Source organism: Collimonas sp. OK607, assembly GCF_900111995.1.
Classification (GTDB): Bacteria; Pseudomonadota; Gammaproteobacteria; order Burkholderiales; family Burkholderiaceae_D; genus Collimonas.
In genome coordinates, this window is sequence record NZ_FOKF01000003.1 from 169,862 (window position 1) to 188,575 (window position 18,714).

Below are 18,714 nucleotides of genomic sequence, written 5' to 3' on the forward strand. Positions count from 1 at the left end.
GTTACGACCAAGGCTTTTTTGTTTAGCAGGCAGGCTAAACAGTCAAGTCATGGCGGGGCGGAATGCCAACATATGCTACAACAAAATAGTTGCACTATATGAATTATTGCCGTAATTTAATAGTGACTTCGCATCCCGATACATCCCGATTAATGGGCAGGTTTACCGTCTACAACGAACGAGAGCCGTAGCAGCATGCAACTATTCAAATCGAGGTGCTACCACCGTGCTGCGGTGATCGCGGTCAGCAGTGCTTACTGCCTGATGGCGTCGTATTCTTTGCCTGCACATGCGGATGGGCGCAGTCCGCTGCAAGGTAATCCGGCCGATACGTTACCCAAAGCCGAGGCGCCGCCAAGCGCACCGGTGACTATCAATATCCAGACCCAGGCGGTAGATCCCGCGCTGCAAAATTTGTTGGCAAGCCATCTGACGCCGTCGCGTTTCCAGATCGCCGGCGTGAAAACCCTGCCGTTCGATCAGGTAGCTGCGTTATTTGCGCCGTTGGCTAACCGCGATACCACAGTCGCCGAATTGCTGGCCGCTGCCAACAAGGTCACGCAGATGTATCAGGACCGGGGTTACCCGCTTTCATTTGCCTTTATCCCGGCGCAGAGTTTCGAGAATAACGTGGTAGTGGTCACGGTAGTCGAGGGCTACGTCAAGAACGTCAAGATCGAAGGCAATCCCGGCGGTAACGAAGAGCGCCTGAAGCAGATTGCTGAACAATTGCAACAAGAACGGCCGTTACGCCGCGCCACTTTTGAACGGGTCGCCGGCATCCTCAGCCTGCAGCCAGGAGTCAAGATTGTCGCCAACGTAGCGCCGCCTACCACCACCGATGGCGCTGCCGATATGGTGCTGACGGTGAAGCGACGGCCGGTCACGGTCGGGGTTGGCGCCGATTACCGGCAACCCGGAATACGCGGTTTGCTGACCGCCAGCACCAATGGTCTGACGCCGTTGGGTGAGCAGGTGACAGTCAGCACGCTGCAACCCAGCGGACCGCAGGACGAAAAATATTATGCGATCAATTATGTCCAGCCAATCGGCAATGACGGCCTGTTGGGCAAGCTGAACTGGTCCGATTATCGGGCCCAGCCGGAAAATTCGGCTTTGGAAGGTGTGCAATACCAAGCGCGCTATCAAACCAAAACCGTACACGCCGGCGGCTCCCTCAGTTATCCGGTGATCCTCGATAACACCCATAGCCTGACCGTCACCGGCGGCGCTTACAGCGCCGAAAATAGCCAGGAGTTCACGCGTTCGGTGCCGGCCACGCCGATGACGTTAGAGCTTAGTTCCCAGGTACGGGTATTGAGCGCGGAAGCCGCCTGGGTCGATGTCAAAACCGGGCCGGAGAAACTGCAGCAGACACGTCAGTTGAGTGTCGGTGTATATAAAGCAGTGAGCGGGCTCGGCACTCGAAGCGAGAGCAGCAACGTCGACCTGGGCTTTACCAAGGTCACCTTGCAAGCGGCGCAATCGAATCAGCTGCCCGGCGGTTTCGGCGTTGCGGTGGCCACCAGCGTGCAGTACAGCAGCAATATTTTGCCGACCTCGGAACAGATCGGTTTCGGCGGCAAACTGTTCGGTCTCGCCTATCCGGTGGGTGAATTGGCCGGCGACAAAGGCTGGGGCATCTCGGCCGAAGTCAATCGCATGTTCCCGATGAGTTACACCTATCTGAAGAAGGTGCAGCCTTATTTCCTGCTGGATCATTCTCGCGTGTATTCGAATTCCGGCCCCTTGGCCCACGATACCCTGGGTTCAATTGCGCTAGGAGTGCGCTTTTCGGATGACCGTTACTACACCCTTGACCTGTCGCTGGCAAAACCGGTGGGAGACGTTCCGATCAATTCCAGTTCGAGATCGCCGCGTGTGAATGCATCTTACTCGTATCAGTTGGATTAAATTTCGCGTCATGCCGGGCGATTAGCTATCGACGCACTCTAACGTTAAATATATGCCGGAAGATAGTCGCCAAAAACAGCAATTGATGCGCACTTACATATGCGCTCATTCATGTGTCAATCCGTCAAGATAAAGCTATTTATTAGGATGAAAAAAGTTATTAAAATTACATGTTTATAGTTGAATTTTAGCGTTGTCTAAAATCAATTGTTATTTCTTTTTTTGAAATTATTTGTTTCATAATGTAAAACGATATTTCAGCATAATCCGCATTTCTCCTATGAAATACAATTAGAGAAATAACTCTATTTGTGTGTTTCTAAAAAGGAAAATTTATCTTGAGGTAATGTTTATTCAAGGCTATGCTGGTACCGCGTAGTCCGAGATCAGGAGTCGTTATTCACGGTTGAATGTGGGGATCGTTTGGCCGCGGATTTCAGCACCTGGGGTAGCTACTTTAGTGAGGTATGTGCTTTTTCAGGAGATCACAATGAATGCCAAATTAATGAAATTTCTTCGGGATGAGGATGGCGTTACTGCTATCGAGTATGGCCTGATTGCTGGCCTGATTGCTGTAGCGATCATTGTTGGAGCGACCAATATAGGTAGCGATCTAACTAGCATATTTGGCAACATTGACACTCAGTTGAAGACAGCTGTTCCAACAAAGGCTCCATAAAGAAAGCGGAATATCAATCAGATATTTGAACTGTCCAACTATTTTTGCCGATTAGTTAGACGGGGCAAAAAATGTTCGATACAAGTTTTTTCTTGATGCTGCCGCTTCTGGTGTTTTGCGCCACAGTATTTCTATACGACTACTTGTTTCGCCGTGTTCCCAATAATTTGTTGTTGATTGCAACTGCTGTGCAACTTGGATGCTTTGTTATTTTGGGCAACGGGTTAAACGGAATAAGTTGGTTGAGCGCGTTCGCTGGTTTTGCCGCGGGATTGGTGTTTTTCTTGCCTTTGTATGCACTGAGAGCGATGGCAGCAGGCGATGTAAAGTTTTTTGCGGTGCTTGGTTTATTGATTGGACCGACTGCGTTATTGCCGGTGTTCCTGATAGCGTCGCTGATGGCTCTCGTTCACGCCGTAGTCGTCTACGCATCGCGGCTGGAAATCGCACGAGATCTGAAACTGGCCATGATGTGGGTGATGCAACGGCCTTTATACCAGCGGATGCTGGAGAAGCGCGGTAACCGCGTTGGTATTCCTTATGCAGCGTACCTGGCTCTGGCTGGGGCCTGGATGGGGGTACATGGCGCCGGAGCAGTGCCAGGATTGATTTGAGTTCTCGTTTGCGTCATGCATGTCAGCGCAGCACGCGTCGGTAATGCACTGATCGTATCGGCGGTAAAGATCGGGAGCAGGGATGTATAACAAATATAAATATGCGGTTCATCCCGGCATCGGAGCGAGAGCCAGGACACTAGGCCAGCACGGTGTTGCAGCGATAGAGTTTGCATTTATCTTTCCGATATTTTTCCTGATGCTATACGGGATAATTACCTATGGCATGATTTTCCTGGCGCAGCAGTCAATGACACTGGCCGCCGAGGAGGGTGCGCGTGCCGCGCTACGATACACCGTCGTCGATGCCGACCGTGGCACTGCAGCCTGTGCTACCGTCACTCCGCTTGTCAGCTGGCTAGTGCATGTCGACACATGTACGCCGCCAGCACCGATGCCATGCGCTGCCTCCAGCAGCGCACGTTGCATCACGGTCAAAGTCACTTATCCATATACCACTCATCCACTGGTGCCGTCATTACCTGGAATGGGTATTGCGCTACCCACCACACTGGGAAGTTCGGCCACCGTGCAAATTGATTGAATATTGTCATGTCATGCGGCCGGAAATTATTTATCTTTTGGGGGACATGTCGATTTTTGTCGGTCTCGAATCGATGCGCCGATGACCTAACGTTCTTGTTGATTTGAGTTTTGCATGGGAATTACTTTGAACATTATCTCCGTTCGGACAAGCATCGAGTACAAGCTATGAATAACCTGACAAAAATTGTTGCAGCAATATTGGTAGCAGCGGCGCTCGGTCTGGCATTTGTGGCCTGGTGGCTGGGCAGTCGCCCACCGCCGCCGATTTCGGCGGCGCCGACCGCGGTAGTCGCCAGCACTTCCAAACAATACGAGGTTGTAGTGGCGGCACGCGCGCTAGCGGCGGGCAAGGCGATTGCCACCGATGACATCAGCCTGGTGACCTTGCCGATCAATCCCGCCGGCGCGTATAGCCAGGCCAGCTCGGTAGTTGGAAAAATTCCCTTGATTGACATCGGTGCCGGTACCCCGATTACAGAAAGCGGCCTGGCAAGTGGCCTGGCAGTGAAATTGGCGGACGGTGAACGCGCGGTGGCGATTCCTGTCGACGAAATTGTAGGCGCGGGCAATCGTGTCCAGGCGGGCGATTACGTGGATGTGTTTTTCACCCTCAAGCAAGGCCAGGAGATTGAGAAATCACAATCGCGATTGCTCATGTCGCGCTTGCAAGTTCTGTCTTATGGCGCGGCAGTGATCGGTACTGCTACCAGTGGCGGCAGCGCAGGAGCGATACCGAATCAGCAAACATCGCAATCGGGCCAGCAAGTGCAATCGTCGCAGCAAGCCCAGCAAGTCGCTCGTACTGCAGTGCTGGCGACGCCGGTCGCTGATATCAATCGATTGCTGCTGGCAACCCAGAACGGCAAGTTGATGCTGGCATTGCGCAATCCGGCTGATACAACAGCGCCTGATCCGGCATTGTTCCCGGTGCCGACAGCCGTGCTCGCGGGGAAAAAGGACCTGACCCGGGATCAGCAGCAAGCCATGAAGCAGCCCGACAATCAGGCTTTTGCCGGCATGGAGATGAGTGGATTGGCTGGTGACTCCAAATCCGCATCAAGCCGCAAGCCGTATGCGAATAGCGCCAATAGCGTCGCTGTGCAATCGGGCGCGGTGCAGAACCGAGGTGCCAATAATTCCGGAACAGTCGAAGTGATCCGCGGTACGCAACGGGAGTCGGTGGCCTTTTGAGGCGAAGATGTTTTTCAATGACAGGCCTATATCAATAACAGGATCGACCGCAACTCATGAAAATTCACGACCTAGTTCTGCCATTGCTATTGAGCGCAAGTGTAATTCCGGTATTTTCCATGGCCGCTACCGCGGATATCACCCTCGGCATGCGCGAGCAGCAGAGCCTGCCGGTTGCAGGTACGCTAGAGCGCATTGCCGTAGCCGATCCGGAAGTGGCGGATGTGTTGATGGTACGCGGTTCCGGCGGCAAGAGCGGCAGTGTGATTCTGGTCGGGAAAAAAGCCGGTACCACCACAGTGACGGCTTGGGCCAAAGGCATACCGGCAAATACCTGGAGAGTAACGGTAATGGGTGACTTGCAGGCTGCCCTGGCAGGACAGGGAGGCGCCGAAGTGAAAGTTCGCGGCGCAGCGAGCGTGATCAGTGGCCAGGCAGCCTCGTTATTGGATCACACAAAAAGCAGCGCTGCAGCAACTGACGTGGCAGGTAAAGGCAAGGTACTCGATATCTCGACCATAGACAGCGGCAACGTGGTGCAGATTGACGTCAAGATTGTCGAGTTCAGCAAAACAGTATTGAAAGAAATCGGTTTTGATTTTTCAGCCGGCCTGAATCGCGGCAACTTCAGTTTTAATCTAGGCAGCAATCTTGCTTCTAACGGCGGATTGTCAACGGTGTCGTCGGCATTCGGTCTGTTGACCAAGTTTAGCCGAGGCAGTTACAGCCTGAGCAGTAACTTGCGCCTGATTGAAGGTAATGGCATGGCGCGCGTATTGGCAGAACCATCTTTGACCGCGCTTTCGGGGCAAAGCGCAAGCTTTCTGGCGGGCGGCGAACTACCTATTCCTCAGTCGGGAGGTCTCGGCACCACCACGATTGTCTACAAGCCTTTCGGCATAGGCTTGACTGTGTCGCCGACCATTCTGGCCAAGGGCCGGATCGCTTTGAAAGTTGCCCCTGAAGCCAGCGATATCGATTATGCCAATGCCATCAATATCGGCGGTGCCGGTAGTCCATCGATCCCGGCGATTACCACGCGGCGTGCAGATACCACGGTTGAGCTAGGCGATGGAGAAAGTTTCATTATTGGCGGCCTGGTTTCACGCTCCACAAAATCTAATGTTAATAAAATTCCGTTACTTGGAGACCTGCCCATTATCGGCAGCTTTTTCCGTAACCTGAGCTATACCCAGAACGACAAGGAATTAGTGATTATCGTCACACCACATGTGGTCCAGCCCATGGCAAAGAATGTACCGCTGCCACTTCCGGGCGAAGAACAGGAACGCCGCAATACAGCAGGTACCGCGTGGGGAAGTTATCTGCTTGGAGGAGCCAGCCGGGATGAGTTGCCAGGATTTTCTAAGTAAGCGATAACTATTTGGGCCACATGATGAACGCTCGCAACAAGGCTTTGAATGAACTGACGGCGCTGAGCCGTTTCGTATTTTGCTCGCGTAACAGCACGCAAGCCGAATGGCTCGGCGCAGCCTTGAGTAAATGGGGTACCTTGCTACAAGAAAAAGCCGACGTGGCGGAATTAGTGTCACGCATAGCTGAACTCAATCCCTTGCTGGTATTGCTTGATTTTTCCGGGATCGAGTCAGTCAGCGATCATGGCGGAGTCCTGACCATTGACTCTCTCGGCACCACCGCGCACGCGATTGAATTGGCGCGTGCATTAAGTAAAACACTACCGACGCTACCCTTGGTGGCAGTCGGTTCCATGGCTTTTCCCGAAGGGACGATTGCCGCATTGCGAGCCGGCGTGAGTGACTTCATCGACGTCAGTGCTTCGGAAGATGAAGCGCGCGATGTAGTACAACGTGTGTTGGCCAAGGCTGCGGCGCGAAATCCGGCGCCGGTCAGGCGCGGGCAACTGGTGACCTTGCTCGGTGTACGTCCCGGAATCGGCACCAGCACGCTGGCGGCGCATCTCGCTGACATGATTCAGCAACGCAATACGAGTCACGATGGCAAGCGAAATGCGGCCGACAGTCGTGTGGCCCTGCTCGATCTCGGCCTGCCTGCCGGAGACGGCAAGTTATATTTGAGCGCCAACGGCAATTTCGATTTTGCCGAAGCTGTGCGTAATCTGCGCCGCCTGGACGAAACGCTGGTACACACCGCACTGCCGCGCAGCCCAGGTGGCGTAACCGTGATTTCCCTGCCTCACAGCTTGAGTGAGATGCGCACCGTCTCGCATCACGATGCGCTGGCGTTGCTGGACCGCTTGCGTCTGTATTTCGATGTGCTGATCGCGGATCTTGGCGGCTTTACCAACCATGAATTCATAGCCAACCTGACCGGGGCGGCCGACCAGGTATGGCTGGTGACGGATCAAAGCGTTGGGGCGCTGGTGTCGCTGGCGGGTACATTGCAAGAATTGAACGGCCGTCATCCGGATGACGGCAAGCGACGTCTGGTAGTGAATCGTTATGACGATCGTTTCGGCATGGCTGCCAGCCAGATAGCCGAACGTTTCAAATTGCCTTTGCTTGCGACTTTACCGGAACGTACGCTGAAACTGACTTCCAGCGCCAATCGCGGCAAGCTGCTGCATGAAGTCGCTCCGCACGATTCCTACGTAAAGGCGCTCGATGGTTTGATCGACGGCTTACTCAGTCATGACGAGACGGTGTCGCACAAGCACGGGGTGGGACGCTGGCTACCGAAAATTTTATTACGAAAATAAGCAAGCCGATTCAGGCACAACGTAAGCGTAATGCGCACCGCGATCTTGGTACCCGTTCAAATAATTGGAAATGAACAGGCGAGAAGCGGCTCCAGATGAAAGACGGGAGATACAAACGTGAGTAACCAGATTGAATTTGCTGATGACGACCAAACGTTTTCGAATACCCAGGAATTCCAGGATATCAAGACGGCGGCCTACGATCATTTGCTGACGCGGATTGAAGAACTAGGCGCTGAATTCGGCCGTTGGTCGCGCAGCGCGATCCAGCAATTCGTTAATCTGGACGTTGACGGCTTTGTCCGTCTGCAGCGTATCCCCTTGAATGAAGCCGAGGTGCGGCAGATTGCCGATGCCCTGACCAAAGAGCTCGCAGGTCTGGGACCGCTGGAAGACTTGCTGGCCGATGCGACCGTCGAAGATATCCTGATCAACGGCTATAACGACGTGTTCGTTTCGCGCCACGGCATATTGCAGCGCGAAACGCTACGCTTTACCGATAACGCTCATTTGCTGCGTATCGTCCGGCGCATCCTGGCGCCGCTCGGGCGTCGGCTGGACGAATCGAATCCGATGGTTGATGCGCGCTTGCCGGATGGCGGCCGGCTGAACGTGGTGATTGAACCGTTATCTGTAGACGGACCCATGGTGTCGATTCGCAAGTTCCGCAAAGAGCCGCTGAAGCCTACCGACCTGCTTAATCTCGGCACCATGAACGACGAGATCTATGCGCTGCTGGATAACGCCGTGAAAGCCCGCTGTAATATCCTGGTCTCAGGCGGCACCAGTTCCGGCAAAACATCCCTGCTGAATGCCCTGGCATTTTTCATCCCGGAAGCTGAACGTGTGGTGACCGTGGAGGATACCGCCGAACTGTCGCTCAACCACCCGCATGTGGTGCGCCTGGAATCGCGATTGGGTGGATTCGAAGGCGCCGGTGCAGTCAGTATCCGCGACCTGATCCGCAATAGCCTGCGGATGCGCCCGGATCGGATTATCGTCGGTGAAGTACGCGGCGCCGAGGTACTGGAAATGCTGCAGGCCATGAATACCGGCCACGACGGATCGATGGGCACGATTCACGCCAATACCCCGCGCGAATGCTTGTACCGGATCGAAATGCTGGCCGGCTTTGCCGGTTTCCAGGGCAGTGAAAGCAGCCTCAGGCGGCAGATTGCCGGCGCTCTTGATTTCATCGTGCAGATCGGCCGGCTTTCCAATGGCCGCCGCCGTATCGTTTCGATTACCGAAGTCACAGGCATGGGCGACAACATCATCACCCTGCAAGAGCTGTATAAGCACGAGAGCTATATCGGCCCGGATGGTGAAGAAACAGACCGCTGGGTATCGCTGGGCATCTTCCCGCATGCACCGAAATTGCAACGGCAGCGCCAGCTTGGCCAGCAAAGCACGGGCAGTCCGAATACCGGTGGTTTTGGTCAAAGTACCGGTACGCAGCCTGGAAGACGCTAGTCATGCATATCGTCCTTTGGTTACTAGCTGCAGCTCTGCTAATGGCGGGCACTGCGCTATGGCTGTGGCAGCGCGCGCAACAACGTTCGCGGCAAGATGTCAGCGCTGCGTTTGTGGATAGGCAAATTCAAGGAATGCAGCCGTTACAGCAGCAGTTCCAGGGCGGGAACGAAACGGTGCCGCATTTGCAATTGCAAATAGAAACTCTGCGTCATTTCTTTTTGCGTGCAGGGATTCAGCAACCTGACGGTAAATTGTATTTTAAGTTGCTGGCGCCTGGCGTCGGCCTGACCTTGTTGGCTTTGTTGTTCGGCGGATGGCTTTCAGCGCTGGGAACGTTGTTCCTATACCTAATGCTTATGACTTTTTATTTTTGGTCAAGAAGCTCGAAATTGCAACGCACCATGGTGCGGCAATTGCCAGGATTCCTGGACACTTTGGTACGTCTGGTCACCATTGGCAACAGCATCGGCGCGGCTTTTCAAACTGGCATAGTAGGTACCGAGGGACCGTTGCGAGTAGTACTGGATCGCGCCAACCGACAGGTGCAAGCCGGGGTCGACCTGGAACATGCGTTACGCCAGCAGGCAGCGATTTTTCGATTCAAGGAACTCGACCTGGTGGCTGCCGTGATCGGCGTTTCTTCACGCTTTGGCGGACGTTCCGATTTGGTTCTGGAACGCATGGCGGCATTTATGCGTGATCTGGAACACGCTCAAAATGAGTTGGTCGCTCTATCGGCGGAAATCCGTCTGTCTGGCTGGATCATGGGTATTTTGCCTGTTGCTATCGGTTTGTTCCTGATTATTTTTAATAACAATATGTTTCTCAATATGTGGCATGACCCCATTGGGAAAAAAATGTTGATCGGTGCAGTCGTTCTCGAAGTGATCGGTGGTTATGGCTTGTTTCGACTGGCGAAGTCGGTCTGACTACAAGTTTGATGTTGAGTGCTACATGAGGTGGAATTACGTTGAATACAACGCAACATACGCTGATTATCCTGGCGATCCTATTGATGGCAGCTGCTCTGTTGCTGGTGGGCGGGGCGTTGATAGCAAGGGCGTGGCGGCTCAAACGCAATCTGGCCACGATTGATAAAAAGATCGCTGCACACGACAGGCCCGTGGCTATGCCCAATGTGCAGACTGAACCGCCAGGCTGGCGCGAACGCCTGATCGCGCTCAGTGCGAATTGGCTGGATACTTCGTTGGGGCGCCAGCTGGTGGCGGAGGAAGATCGTCATCTGTTAGATCAGTGCGGTGTCAACGATACCCGTGGACAGTCTCAATTCATTTTGGCTCGGGTAGTGTTGGCGATCAGTTTGCCGTTGCTGGGCCTGTTGCTGTTTGATCGCGGAAGATGGCTATCAGTGTTGTTGATTATTTTTTTTGGCGTCGCCTTGGGTTACATGTTACCGAAATGGGTGATGCAGCGGGTTGCGCGCAAACGTCAGCGCCTGGCTGCTGACGAACTGCCATTGTTGATTGACCTGCTGCGCTTGTTGCAGGGCGTGGGTTTGTCGGTTGACCAGAGCTTGCATGTCATTGAAAACGAATTCGGTAATGTATTGCCGGTACTGGGCGAGGAGCTGACGATCGCCGGTCGTCAATACAGTACAGGGCGCAGCAGGGAACAGTCGATGCGGCGATTTTCCACGGTATTCGACAACGAGGACTTGCGCGCCGTATCGCGTCTGCTGGTGCAGGTGGAGCATCACGGCGGCGCGGTGCAAGAACCGCTCAAATTGTTCAGTGAACGGATTCGCGAACAACGCAAACTGGATATGAAAGAAAAAATAGGGAAGCTGACGGTAAAGATGACTGGAGTCATGGTGCTGACTCTTCTGCCTGGATTATTGGTGATTACCGGTGGCATGGGCTTTTTAGCCGTAATCCGGGCTCTCTCGAAAATGAGTGGACATATATGAAGTCTTTTCTGACGCAAGAAAACAAGGCCTGGCGGGTGCCGCAACAGTTTCTATCGAGCTGGACCGTGCCGGTTTCCATCGTACTGTTGTCAACGGTAATGGCTGGTTGCGGCACAAGTTCTGCAAAGATGTACGCGCAGCAGGTCGAAACGGCGCAACTCCGTCAGGAGGCAGAAGAAAAGGCTCCGACGCCTGACAACAAAGGCATGTATCTGGGGGTGATTAGGCAAATGCAGGAGAAGGGCATGTACTTTGCGTCGCTGGCGCATATCGATGCTTACGAACAGCAAAATGGCAGTACGCCGGACATCCAGCGTTTGCGTGCCGACGCATTGCGTGAAACCAGGCAAAGCGCCGCTGCGGATGCCGCTTACCGTAAATTATTGAACTCGTCCGAGGCTAGTGCCGCCTGGCACGGCCTGGGGCTGATGGCGGCACAGAATGGCGACTACAAGGGGGCCACCGCTTCGTTACGGGAAGCGGCAAAACGCGAGCCGACCAATCCAGTGATGTTGAGCGATCTCGGCTATGCGATGTTACGTAGCGGCGATATTGCTGCTGCGCGAGTGCCATTGGCCCAAGCTGCGGAGCTGGCGCCCGATAATCGCAAAATGATAGGCAATCTGGCGTTGTTCCTGTTGGTTTCAGGCGATGCCGGAAAGGCACGCGCCGTGATGGACAAGGCGAGCTTGTCCGCGGAAAGTCGAGCGACTGTGTATCGACTGGCGGCCGAAATTGGGCAGCAACAGCCTGTTGTGGTTGCGGTTCAAGATTCCGCTGATGGCGCAAAAGCCAACGTGAAAGGATCTGTCGTCACCACGGGTAAAAAATCAGATTCGGTATTGTCTCCGGCTACGCCGTTCCAGTCGATGCTAGACAGATTTGGCAACGGTGGTTGAATGTCATGCAATTAAACTTTTGCTCAAGAGGTATGCAATGAAAGCGCAAGGAATTCCCGGTCAATGCAGTCTGTTCGTTGGCGCCGTATTACTGGTGATAGCCTGGATTCCGGATGCGGGAGCACAGACACGGTCTCCGCTCACAGGAAAGCTGTTGCAGGAACCGGTAGCCGCGACGGCAAACACATCAGTGCCGGCGGCCCGGCCTGCAACCACCAGTGCATCCGCCGTTTCACGCACGACTTCCACCGCGCCTGTGCAGACACAGGAAACACCTGTCGCGGCAGAGCAGCAAGCAACGATACGTATCGGTGACGTCACACATACCTTATTGCAGGCGCAAGCCGATGGCCGTGTTGCAGGTCCTCGATTACCGATGTTAGGAGCGACGGCTGATGCGAGTTGGCAACGCTACCTTGATAGCTTCAAGCATCCTTTGCCGGAATTTTATGAAAACAAGGTATCGAAGGGTGCCTCAAACTAGTAATTTTGAATGCGGATAGCGATATCAGATCGGTGCCAACTTTCATGAATTTATGTTCGAATCCCGATGCGGATCAACCGTCAGTCATGCGCCACCGACGGCGCGAGGCTGGTTGTCAACGCGGTTCGATTGCGATCATGGCTGCAATTTGCTTGTCCATAATGGTCATCTTGTTGTCGTCAATTGACATTGGTTATTTGTTTTATATGAAGCGTGATCTGCAAAAAGTGGCTGATCTGGCCGCGCTGGCTGGGGCTCAGCAGCTCGTTACAATGGGCAATCCCACCACATGCGTGCCCGAGGTAGTGCAGGCGGCGATTGGTAACGCGCAGGCCAATGGTTTCTCGAATGCTGCTCCGAATGCAATGGCAAATGCAATTAACCCGATTTGCGGTGTATGGGATCCGGCAGCCAATCCGGCCCCCGATTATTTTTCTATTCCCGCGCCCGCGGCGGGAACGTCTCTGAACGCAGTGAAGGTCGTAGTGTCGCAGACTGTGCCGGTATTCTTTGGTTTGGGAGGGCGTGCCCTCAGTGCTCAGGCGATTGCATCTGGCAGCAGTCCTATTGCAGCGTTCTCTATCGGGACAGGACTGCTCTCTCTATGCACTGCTAGCGGATCGTTGACGGCGCTCTTGGTCAACGGTCTTCTAGGAAGTAATATTTGCTTGTCTCTAGCCTCGTATAAAGGACTGCTTGGAGCGCAGGTTTCATTGCTGAAGGTGCTTGCCAATATGGGCCTGAATGTCGGTAGCATTGATCAAGTAATAAATGCTAAGGTATCGTTGGGGCAACTTGTCAGTGCGAGCATACAGGCTCTGTCAGCTGCGTCGCCGACAAACCTTGATATTGCCGCTATCAATAAAGACCTCGTGAAGTTGACTTCTGGACCATTGAGCGCGATTCAGTTCAAAATTGGCGATATTTTGAAACTGAATCCAGCTGACGGAGTAGCAGCGTTGAGCGCACAGATCAATGTCCTTGATTTATTAAATATAGGGACCCTTCAACTCGCTAACGGAAATAACCTGATTAATCTTGGCGCCAATGTAGACCTCGGTCCCTTGGGCCAGGTCGGGCTGCAATTAAGAGTGATTGAACCGCCACAGATGGCTGTCGGCTCCCCAAAAAGTGCAGTAGCAAAGTCGGCCCAGGTTCGGCTGGCGCTCAACGTGAACGCGTTGCTGGGTTTGGTTAATCTTCCTCTTTTCATTGACGTTGCTCCAGGCATTGCCCAGCTCGACAGCGTGCGATGCAGTGCGCCGCAAAGCGCGAAATTCAATGTGACAACAGGGGTAGCACAAGTTTGTCTGGCAAAGGGGCAGAATGCCATGAGTCAGCCAGGGTCGTGTCCTGATATAACTGACCCCACAAATCAGGTGACGGTATTTCCCTTGGTGACTCTCGGCATCAACACATTGCCGACAACTCAATCTCAAACAGTGCCGTTGTATCCACCGCCACCTCCAGGCGTTTCCCCAAACGGCCCTAGCAGCCAGACTGTTGGTTCCTCCTTAAGCACGACCTTAGGAGGAATTATCACATCAAAAAGTTTTTCTTTTGGAGGAATTCTTAGCCTGCTGAACCCATTGCTGATGACTTTGGGCGCTGTGTTAAACCCGGTGTTGGCAGCTGTTGGCGGTGTACTCGATACGTTGTTCTCAGCATTGGGAATCGGCGTTGGTCAGAGTACGCTGAACTTGTCTTCCATCAGCTGCGGCAACGTGAAACTGGTCTATTGAGCTATATGATGAGAATACTGTGATGACAAAAAACGGCGCACACCAAATCGTCCAGCCTGTGCGATTTTGATCTGCGAAGACTGAAAAGAAATGACCATGCAAAACAAACCTTTGCAAGAAAGTCTCGACATATACGTATGGGAAGGCAATTCGGATATTGCCGACCGGATTTCGCAATGTCTGGCGAGTTTCGATATTGAAGTGATTCGTGCCGACGGCTTGCCGGTGACGCGTGATCAGGTGTCGTCGCGGCCGTCGTTGGCGGTGATTTCGGTGACGGTGATCGAGCATGCCGAATTTTCTATCGACGCCTGGCAGAAATCGCATGGTATGCCGGTGATCTGGGTGGCCGAAGTCGGGCGCACTGCCAATCCGCGCGTGTATCCGGTCGAATATTCGCATATCCTGATGCTCGATTTTACCTGCGCCGAATTGCGCAAGCTGGTGTTCCGCCTGGCCTCCGAGCTGCACGCCAGCGCCAGCGCCGATCGTGCGCCACAGCCGCTGATTGCGCAGTCCGAATCCATGCAGATGCTGGTGGCCGAGGCTGAAGCTTTCGCCGATTGCGAATCCAGCGTGTTGATTATCGGCGAGACCGGGGTCGGCAAGGAACGCATCGCGCAGCTTTTGCATCAACGGCACGGCCGTTACCGCCACGGGCCGTTTGTGGCCGTCAACTGCGGCGCCATTCCGGACGGTTTGTTCGAATCGCTGTTTTTCGGGCACGCCAAAGGTGCGTTCACCGGCGCCTTGCTGGCGCACAAAGGTTATTTCGAACAGGCCGATGGCGGCACCTTGTTCCTCGACGAGATCGGCGATTTGCCGTTGTACCAGCAGGTCAAGCTATTACGCGTGCTGGAGCAAAGCACGGTCACCAGGCTTGGTTCACAAACTGAGGTCAAACTGGATTTCCGTCTGGTGGCGGCGACCAATCGCAATTTGCGCGAGCAGGTGCAGCAAGACATGTTTCGCGCCGACTTGTATTATCGGCTGGCCGTAATTGAGCTGCGCGTTCCTAATCTGGAAGAACGCGGCAGAATCGACAAGATCGCGATTTTCAACACGCTGCTGGCGCAGACCTACGATCAGATCCCGCAACCGCCGGACTGGCTGCTGGAACTGGTGGCAGAAGCGAAATTTGCGGGTAACGTGCGTGAACTGCGCAACGTGGCTGAGCGGGTTGGCATCATCTATCGCCAATTGGGCGTCTGGGATCGTGTCCGCATCGATCGCGTGTTCGACAAACTGGGCACCATGGAGAGGGTGAACGAGGGCACCGACCTGACCGCGGTACGGAAAAAATGGGATCTGGCCGAACGCAGCAGGATTCTTTCCATGCTGGATGCCAACGGCTGGCGACGCCAGGATACCGCGCATGCATTGGGCATCAGCCGTAAGGTGTTGTGGGAAAAAATGCGCAAATTCCAGATTGCGGACACCGAAGCTATCGGTGAGACCGAATAATTGGGTATGATGGCGTGACAAAATAACAACAGCGTTGGTTTAACTAAAAACAGTGCCCAGCAACAACAGGATTACAGATAAAATTGTCTACTAGCTGTAACTCATACCGACAAAACTAATGTTAGCGAAGGAATCAGGGGATGAAAGTGAATGTATGCAAAGCAGTCCGCGGTTTAGGACTCGGAATGCTCATTGCAGGTTTGTCGGTCAACGCACTGGCGCAATCATCTACAGCAAGCCCCGCGCCGACAGCAGTTTCAACTACTCCGGCCACTGTTGCTGCCAAGTCTGCGATTAGTGCCACCAACAGCGCCAACAGCACCATCAGCGAGTTGCAGCAATTGATGCAGAGCCAGGGTGTGAGCGAATTGCGTACGACCTATAACGGTAACTACGGCGCTAGCCAGTTGTTCAAACCGGATACCCGTACCTATTATGTCGCATTGTTCCAACAAAAGAATTTCTGGCGCGTCGTGAAAACCATGTCGGAAACGCAGGCCGAGCAGGTCTACAAGAGTTTCGTCGGCCAGACCGAGAAACTGGCTGAGGTAGATATCCGCCGCATCAAGCTGGAAGCAGAGAAGCAATACACCGAGCAGCTTATTGCGGCTCAGGAAACCAGACTGAACGCCTTGCAAAACGATCTGGTGGTTCAGCAGCAGCAAGAGCAGAATGTCTCGGTCCAACAGGATCAGGCACGTCAGCAAGCGCAGCTGCTAAGCAGCAAACAGCAAACGGCACGCAGCGAGTTGCAGGGTTTGCAAAACCGTATTCGTACACTGGAAGCACAGCAAACCGTACTGGATAGCGGCAATTTCGGCGGCAGCAAGACTAGCAAGAAATAACGACGGCAATATCGGGCCCGGCAATCGGGTTTGGCGCTTAGGCAGAAAATACATCGGGATGCGTACTTCGGCGCATTCCGATTTTTTTTGACCAGACGGGTATGCAACATTACGTCGCAGTCCCCGGCATCTTGACTGGTGCGGGAAATTATCAGGACAATTCTGGGTATAAAAAAGGGAAGGGTACGGCGTGGTATTGCTGAAGGTAATAGCTGCTGCTTAATTACTGGTACTTATTCTTTGGCAGAAATGAAAAACGCTCCTATGCAGGAGCGTATTCATTTTGGTGCCGAGAGCCGGAATCGAACCGGCACGCTGTCTCCAGCGCGGGATTTTGAGTCCCGTGCGTCTACCTATTCCGCCATCTCGGCAACGCGTCCGCTATTATGACTGATTTCTGCGGAGCGATCAATAGCCTTTCTGCATGAATCTATTTTTCTCCGGAGATATTAGCTACCGCCATCCTTCTTACAAGATCGGACAAATAGATAAGATTACTTACCGACCCGCTGATACAGGCGGAAACGCTCATCGCGATCCGACGGCCTGCGGCCGGTCCACAGCAGTTGCCAGTTACCCTTGAATTCGCGCCAGATCGCATCGTCGGATTTGACCGAGATGTTGTCTTGATACAGCAGGAAATCGCAATGGGGCTGGCCATTTTCGCCAAACGGGATGCTACCGAAATAGGCAAACGATGCGCGCTGCGCCGGGCCCACGTTGGTATCCACGCATTGTTTGACTGCAGGCAGGTGCTGATCGATTTGCGCGGCCACTCCGGCGTAGCTTTTGCTGTAATTGATCCATGGCATCCACAAGGTGGTCAGCAACAGCCAGCAGAGAATCACGCCGCCTGAGGACAGCACCACGGCGCGCCACAAGACCGCCGGCCGGCGTGACAGGCGCCAGTTCACCAGCAAAATCCAGAATACCGAGCCAAGCAGGGCGATTACCAGCGCGATCAGATTGAACTCGGGTTTAAAGCCTGGCGCCAGTTTGTAGACATTCTTGGCAATCTGTGCCGGCCAGCCGCTTTCCTTGGCGATCCAGGCCAGCCAGATAAATGCCGCGCAGGCGGTCAAGGTCATCACAGAGAACCAGTCCACCGCGTTGATGGCGCCGCGCTTCATGGTCGGCAAGCCGAATGCGGCCAGAATCACCAGCGGCGGCAGCAAGGGCAGCAAAATGCCTTCTTCAGGATGCGGATTGAGCAACAGCACGATCGTCAGGCTGATGAAAAATGCGAGAGGCAATGCGATATGCAAAGTCGAGCGTTGCTGGCGCCACGCATATACCGCCCAGCCGGCGAAAGGCCATGCCGGCCATGCAAACCAGATGCCGTATTTAAAGTAATACGATAATGCGGTCCAGGTCGGCCAGCTCAGTTGTCGCAGATTGAAAATTTCCCAGGCGACGAAGCGATCCATTGCACCTGGCAATAGCACGCAGCTGGCGACGAACCAGGTGGCCGCAACCGCCAACGTGACGGGTAATGTCATCAGCAGCAAATCCCTGGCGATGGCTTTTTCCCGGATAAAAGCCAGTGTCAGCAAGCCGCACAGCAATGCCATCGGCACCAGCCAGCCGCGGGTCAGGATCAGCAGGCCGAAGCTGAGGCCGAGCATGGCCGCACTACGCAGGCTGCGTGCCTCAAACAGCCGCACCGCAATATAGATGGAAAAAGCCACCAGTGAAACTTGCAAATTCTTGGCGGTTGGCTCGTGACTTTGCAACAGTAAACCGAGACTGCCGAGATAAATAAGGAATGCGCCGTCGGCCAGGGTGCGGCCAAAATCGGCGGGTTCCGGCTGGCCACCGAATGCCAGTCTGAGCGGTTGCGCTTCGCTGCGTCGTCCCAGCAAATAAGTGGCATACCAGACCGATAGCGAACCGACCAGGAAAAATCCGACTGCCGGCAATCGGCCCGCGAGCGGATCGCCCAGCAACCCGCCGAATAATTTGATGCAGATTGCGCCTATCCAGTAAGTCAGCGGGCTTTCACCTGGCATGGGCAGGCCGACGATGTTCGGCATCAGCCAGTCGGCGATGCCGCCATGGGCCATGGTCCAGGCGATGCCGAAGGCGGATGCGTCTTCATTTTTCCACGGATCGCGTCCGATCAGGCCGGGCAAGATATAGAGCAATCCCAGCGCCCACAGGCCCCAGCGTGGCAGTGCGCTGGTGGCGGAGGCAGGAAGGCGGACGGGCTTCATCACAATGGCGTCTGATCAATGT

At 54.1% G+C, this 18,714-nt stretch carries 16 protein-coding genes and 1 tRNA gene; 15 read left to right on the forward strand and 2 right to left on the reverse strand.

What is annotated here, in order from left to right; translation table 11 throughout:
• The first annotated feature begins 195 nt into the window (after nt 1-195).
• The 15 genes from BM029_RS04025 (at nt 196) to BM029_RS04095 (ending at nt 16,479) form a co-directional block, all read left to right on the forward strand.
• On the forward strand, nt 196-1,914 hold the full coding sequence (locus tag BM029_RS04025) for a ShlB/FhaC/HecB family hemolysin secretion/activation protein (RefSeq protein ID WP_092432863.1): 1,719 nt from the start codon (nt 196-198) through the stop codon (nt 1,912-1,914).
• Between the two features lie 490 nt (nt 1,915-2,404).
• Nucleotides 2,405-2,593 (forward strand): Flp family type IVb pilin, encoded by a 189-nt coding sequence (locus BM029_RS04030; protein ID WP_092432864.1) that lies wholly within the window; start codon nt 2,405-2,407, stop codon nt 2,591-2,593.
• 71 nt (nt 2,594-2,664) lie between these two features.
• On the forward strand, nt 2,665-3,207 hold the full coding sequence (locus BM029_RS04035; protein WP_211482430.1) for an A24 family peptidase: 543 nt from the start codon (nt 2,665-2,667) through the stop codon (nt 3,205-3,207).
• Nucleotides 3,208-3,289: 82 nt separating this feature from the next.
• Entirely contained in the window at nt 3,290-3,751 is a 462-nt protein-coding gene (locus BM029_RS04040; RefSeq protein ID WP_092432866.1) for a TadE/TadG family type IV pilus assembly protein, read from the forward strand.
• A gap of 167 nt (nt 3,752-3,918) precedes the next feature.
• The gene (cpaB, locus tag BM029_RS04045) at nt 3,919-4,944 is read left to right on the forward strand and encodes a Flp pilus assembly protein CpaB (RefSeq protein WP_092432867.1); all 1,026 of its coding nucleotides are present in this window, start codon (nt 3,919-3,921) and stop codon (nt 4,942-4,944) included.
• A gap of 56 nt (nt 4,945-5,000) precedes the next feature.
• Complete coding sequence (locus BM029_RS04050; protein WP_092432869.1) at nt 5,001-6,317, forward strand: type II and III secretion system protein family protein; 1,317 nt, start codon at nt 5,001-5,003, stop codon at nt 6,315-6,317.
• A gap of 20 nt (nt 6,318-6,337) precedes the next feature.
• The gene (locus tag BM029_RS04055) at nt 6,338-7,642 is read left to right on the forward strand and encodes a MinD/ParA family protein (RefSeq protein ID WP_092432872.1); all 1,305 of its coding nucleotides are present in this window, start codon (nt 6,338-6,340) and stop codon (nt 7,640-7,642) included.
• 117 nt (nt 7,643-7,759) lie between these two features.
• Entirely contained in the window at nt 7,760-9,115 is a 1,356-nt protein-coding gene (locus tag BM029_RS04060; RefSeq protein WP_092432875.1) for a CpaF family protein, read from the forward strand.
• A gap of 2 nt (nt 9,116-9,117) precedes the next feature.
• Nucleotides 9,118-10,047, forward strand: a complete 930-nt coding sequence (locus BM029_RS04065) for a type II secretion system F family protein (RefSeq protein ID WP_092432878.1) — start codon at nt 9,118-9,120, stop codon at nt 10,045-10,047.
• 41 nt (nt 10,048-10,088) lie between these two features.
• On the forward strand, nt 10,089-11,045 hold the full coding sequence (locus BM029_RS04070; RefSeq protein ID WP_092432879.1) for a type II secretion system F family protein: 957 nt from the start codon (nt 10,089-10,091) through the stop codon (nt 11,043-11,045).
• Entirely contained in the window at nt 11,042-11,944 is a 903-nt protein-coding gene (locus BM029_RS04075) for a tetratricopeptide repeat protein (RefSeq protein ID WP_139217196.1), read from the forward strand. Before BM029_RS04070 ends, BM029_RS04075 begins: the two co-directional genes overlap by 4 nt.
• Nucleotides 11,945-11,981: 37 nt before the next feature.
• Nucleotides 11,982-12,428: a DUF3613 domain-containing protein gene (locus BM029_RS04080; RefSeq protein WP_092432881.1), complete on the forward strand. Its 447-nt coding sequence runs from the start codon at nt 11,982-11,984 to the stop codon at nt 12,426-12,428.
• Nucleotides 12,429-12,514: 86 nt separating this feature from the next.
• A complete protein-coding gene (locus BM029_RS04085; protein ID WP_256381599.1) occupies nt 12,515-14,170 on the forward strand; it encodes a pilus assembly protein TadG-related protein in 1,656 nt (551 codons plus the stop codon).
• A gap of 96 nt (nt 14,171-14,266) precedes the next feature.
• Complete coding sequence (locus BM029_RS04090) at nt 14,267-15,634, forward strand: sigma 54-interacting transcriptional regulator (protein WP_092432955.1); 1,368 nt, start codon at nt 14,267-14,269, stop codon at nt 15,632-15,634.
• Nucleotides 15,635-15,819: 185 nt separating this feature from the next.
• Nucleotides 15,820-16,479, forward strand: coding sequence for a DUF2968 domain-containing protein (locus BM029_RS04095; RefSeq protein WP_244544893.1), 660 nt, complete (start codon nt 15,820-15,822; stop codon nt 16,477-16,479).
• Between the two features lie 284 nt (nt 16,480-16,763).
• Here the strand turns inward: BM029_RS04095 and BM029_RS04100 are convergent.
• A tRNA-Leu gene (locus BM029_RS04100) sits at nt 16,764-16,850 on the reverse strand.
• Between the two features lie 123 nt (nt 16,851-16,973).
• Nucleotides 16,974-18,692, reverse strand: a complete 1,719-nt coding sequence (locus BM029_RS04105; RefSeq protein ID WP_092432890.1) for an ArnT family glycosyltransferase — start codon at nt 18,690-18,692, stop codon at nt 16,974-16,976.
• Between the last annotated feature and the right edge of the window lie 22 nt (nt 18,693-18,714).

Bases quoted from the DNA above. Each gene is read 5' to 3' on its own strand.
- BM029_RS04025 (WP_092432863.1), top strand. From the start codon at position 196: ATGCAACTATTCAAATCGAGGTGCTACCACCGTGCTGCGGTGATCGCG.
- BM029_RS04080 (WP_092432881.1), top strand. From the start codon at position 11,982: ATGAAAGCGCAAGGAATTCCCGGTCAATGCAGTCTGTTCGTTGGCGCC.
- BM029_RS04055 (WP_092432872.1), top strand. From the start codon at position 6,338: ATGATGAACGCTCGCAACAAGGCTTTGAATGAACTGACGGCGCTGAGC.
- cpaB (WP_092432867.1), top strand. From the start codon at position 3,919: ATGAATAACCTGACAAAAATTGTTGCAGCAATATTGGTAGCAGCGGCG.
- BM029_RS04085 (WP_256381599.1), top strand. From the start codon at position 12,515: ATGCGCCACCGACGGCGCGAGGCTGGTTGTCAACGCGGTTCGATTGCG.
- BM029_RS04075 (WP_139217196.1), top strand. From the start codon at position 11,042: ATGAAGTCTTTTCTGACGCAAGAAAACAAGGCCTGGCGGGTGCCGCAA.
- BM029_RS04035 (WP_211482430.1), top strand. From the start codon at position 2,665: ATGTTCGATACAAGTTTTTTCTTGATGCTGCCGCTTCTGGTGTTTTGC.
- BM029_RS04050 (WP_092432869.1), top strand. From the start codon at position 5,001: ATGAAAATTCACGACCTAGTTCTGCCATTGCTATTGAGCGCAAGTGTA.
- BM029_RS04030 (WP_092432864.1), top strand. From the start codon at position 2,405: ATGAATGCCAAATTAATGAAATTTCTTCGGGATGAGGATGGCGTTACT.
- BM029_RS04095 (WP_244544893.1), top strand. From the start codon at position 15,820: ATGCTCATTGCAGGTTTGTCGGTCAACGCACTGGCGCAATCATCTACA.
- BM029_RS04065 (WP_092432878.1), top strand. From the start codon at position 9,118: ATGCATATCGTCCTTTGGTTACTAGCTGCAGCTCTGCTAATGGCGGGC.
- BM029_RS04090 (WP_092432955.1), top strand. From the start codon at position 14,267: ATGCAAAACAAACCTTTGCAAGAAAGTCTCGACATATACGTATGGGAA.
- BM029_RS04105 (WP_092432890.1), bottom strand. From the start codon at position 18,692: ATGAAGCCCGTCCGCCTTCCTGCCTCCGCCACCAGCGCACTGCCACGC.
- BM029_RS04040 (WP_092432866.1), top strand. From the start codon at position 3,290: ATGTATAACAAATATAAATATGCGGTTCATCCCGGCATCGGAGCGAGA.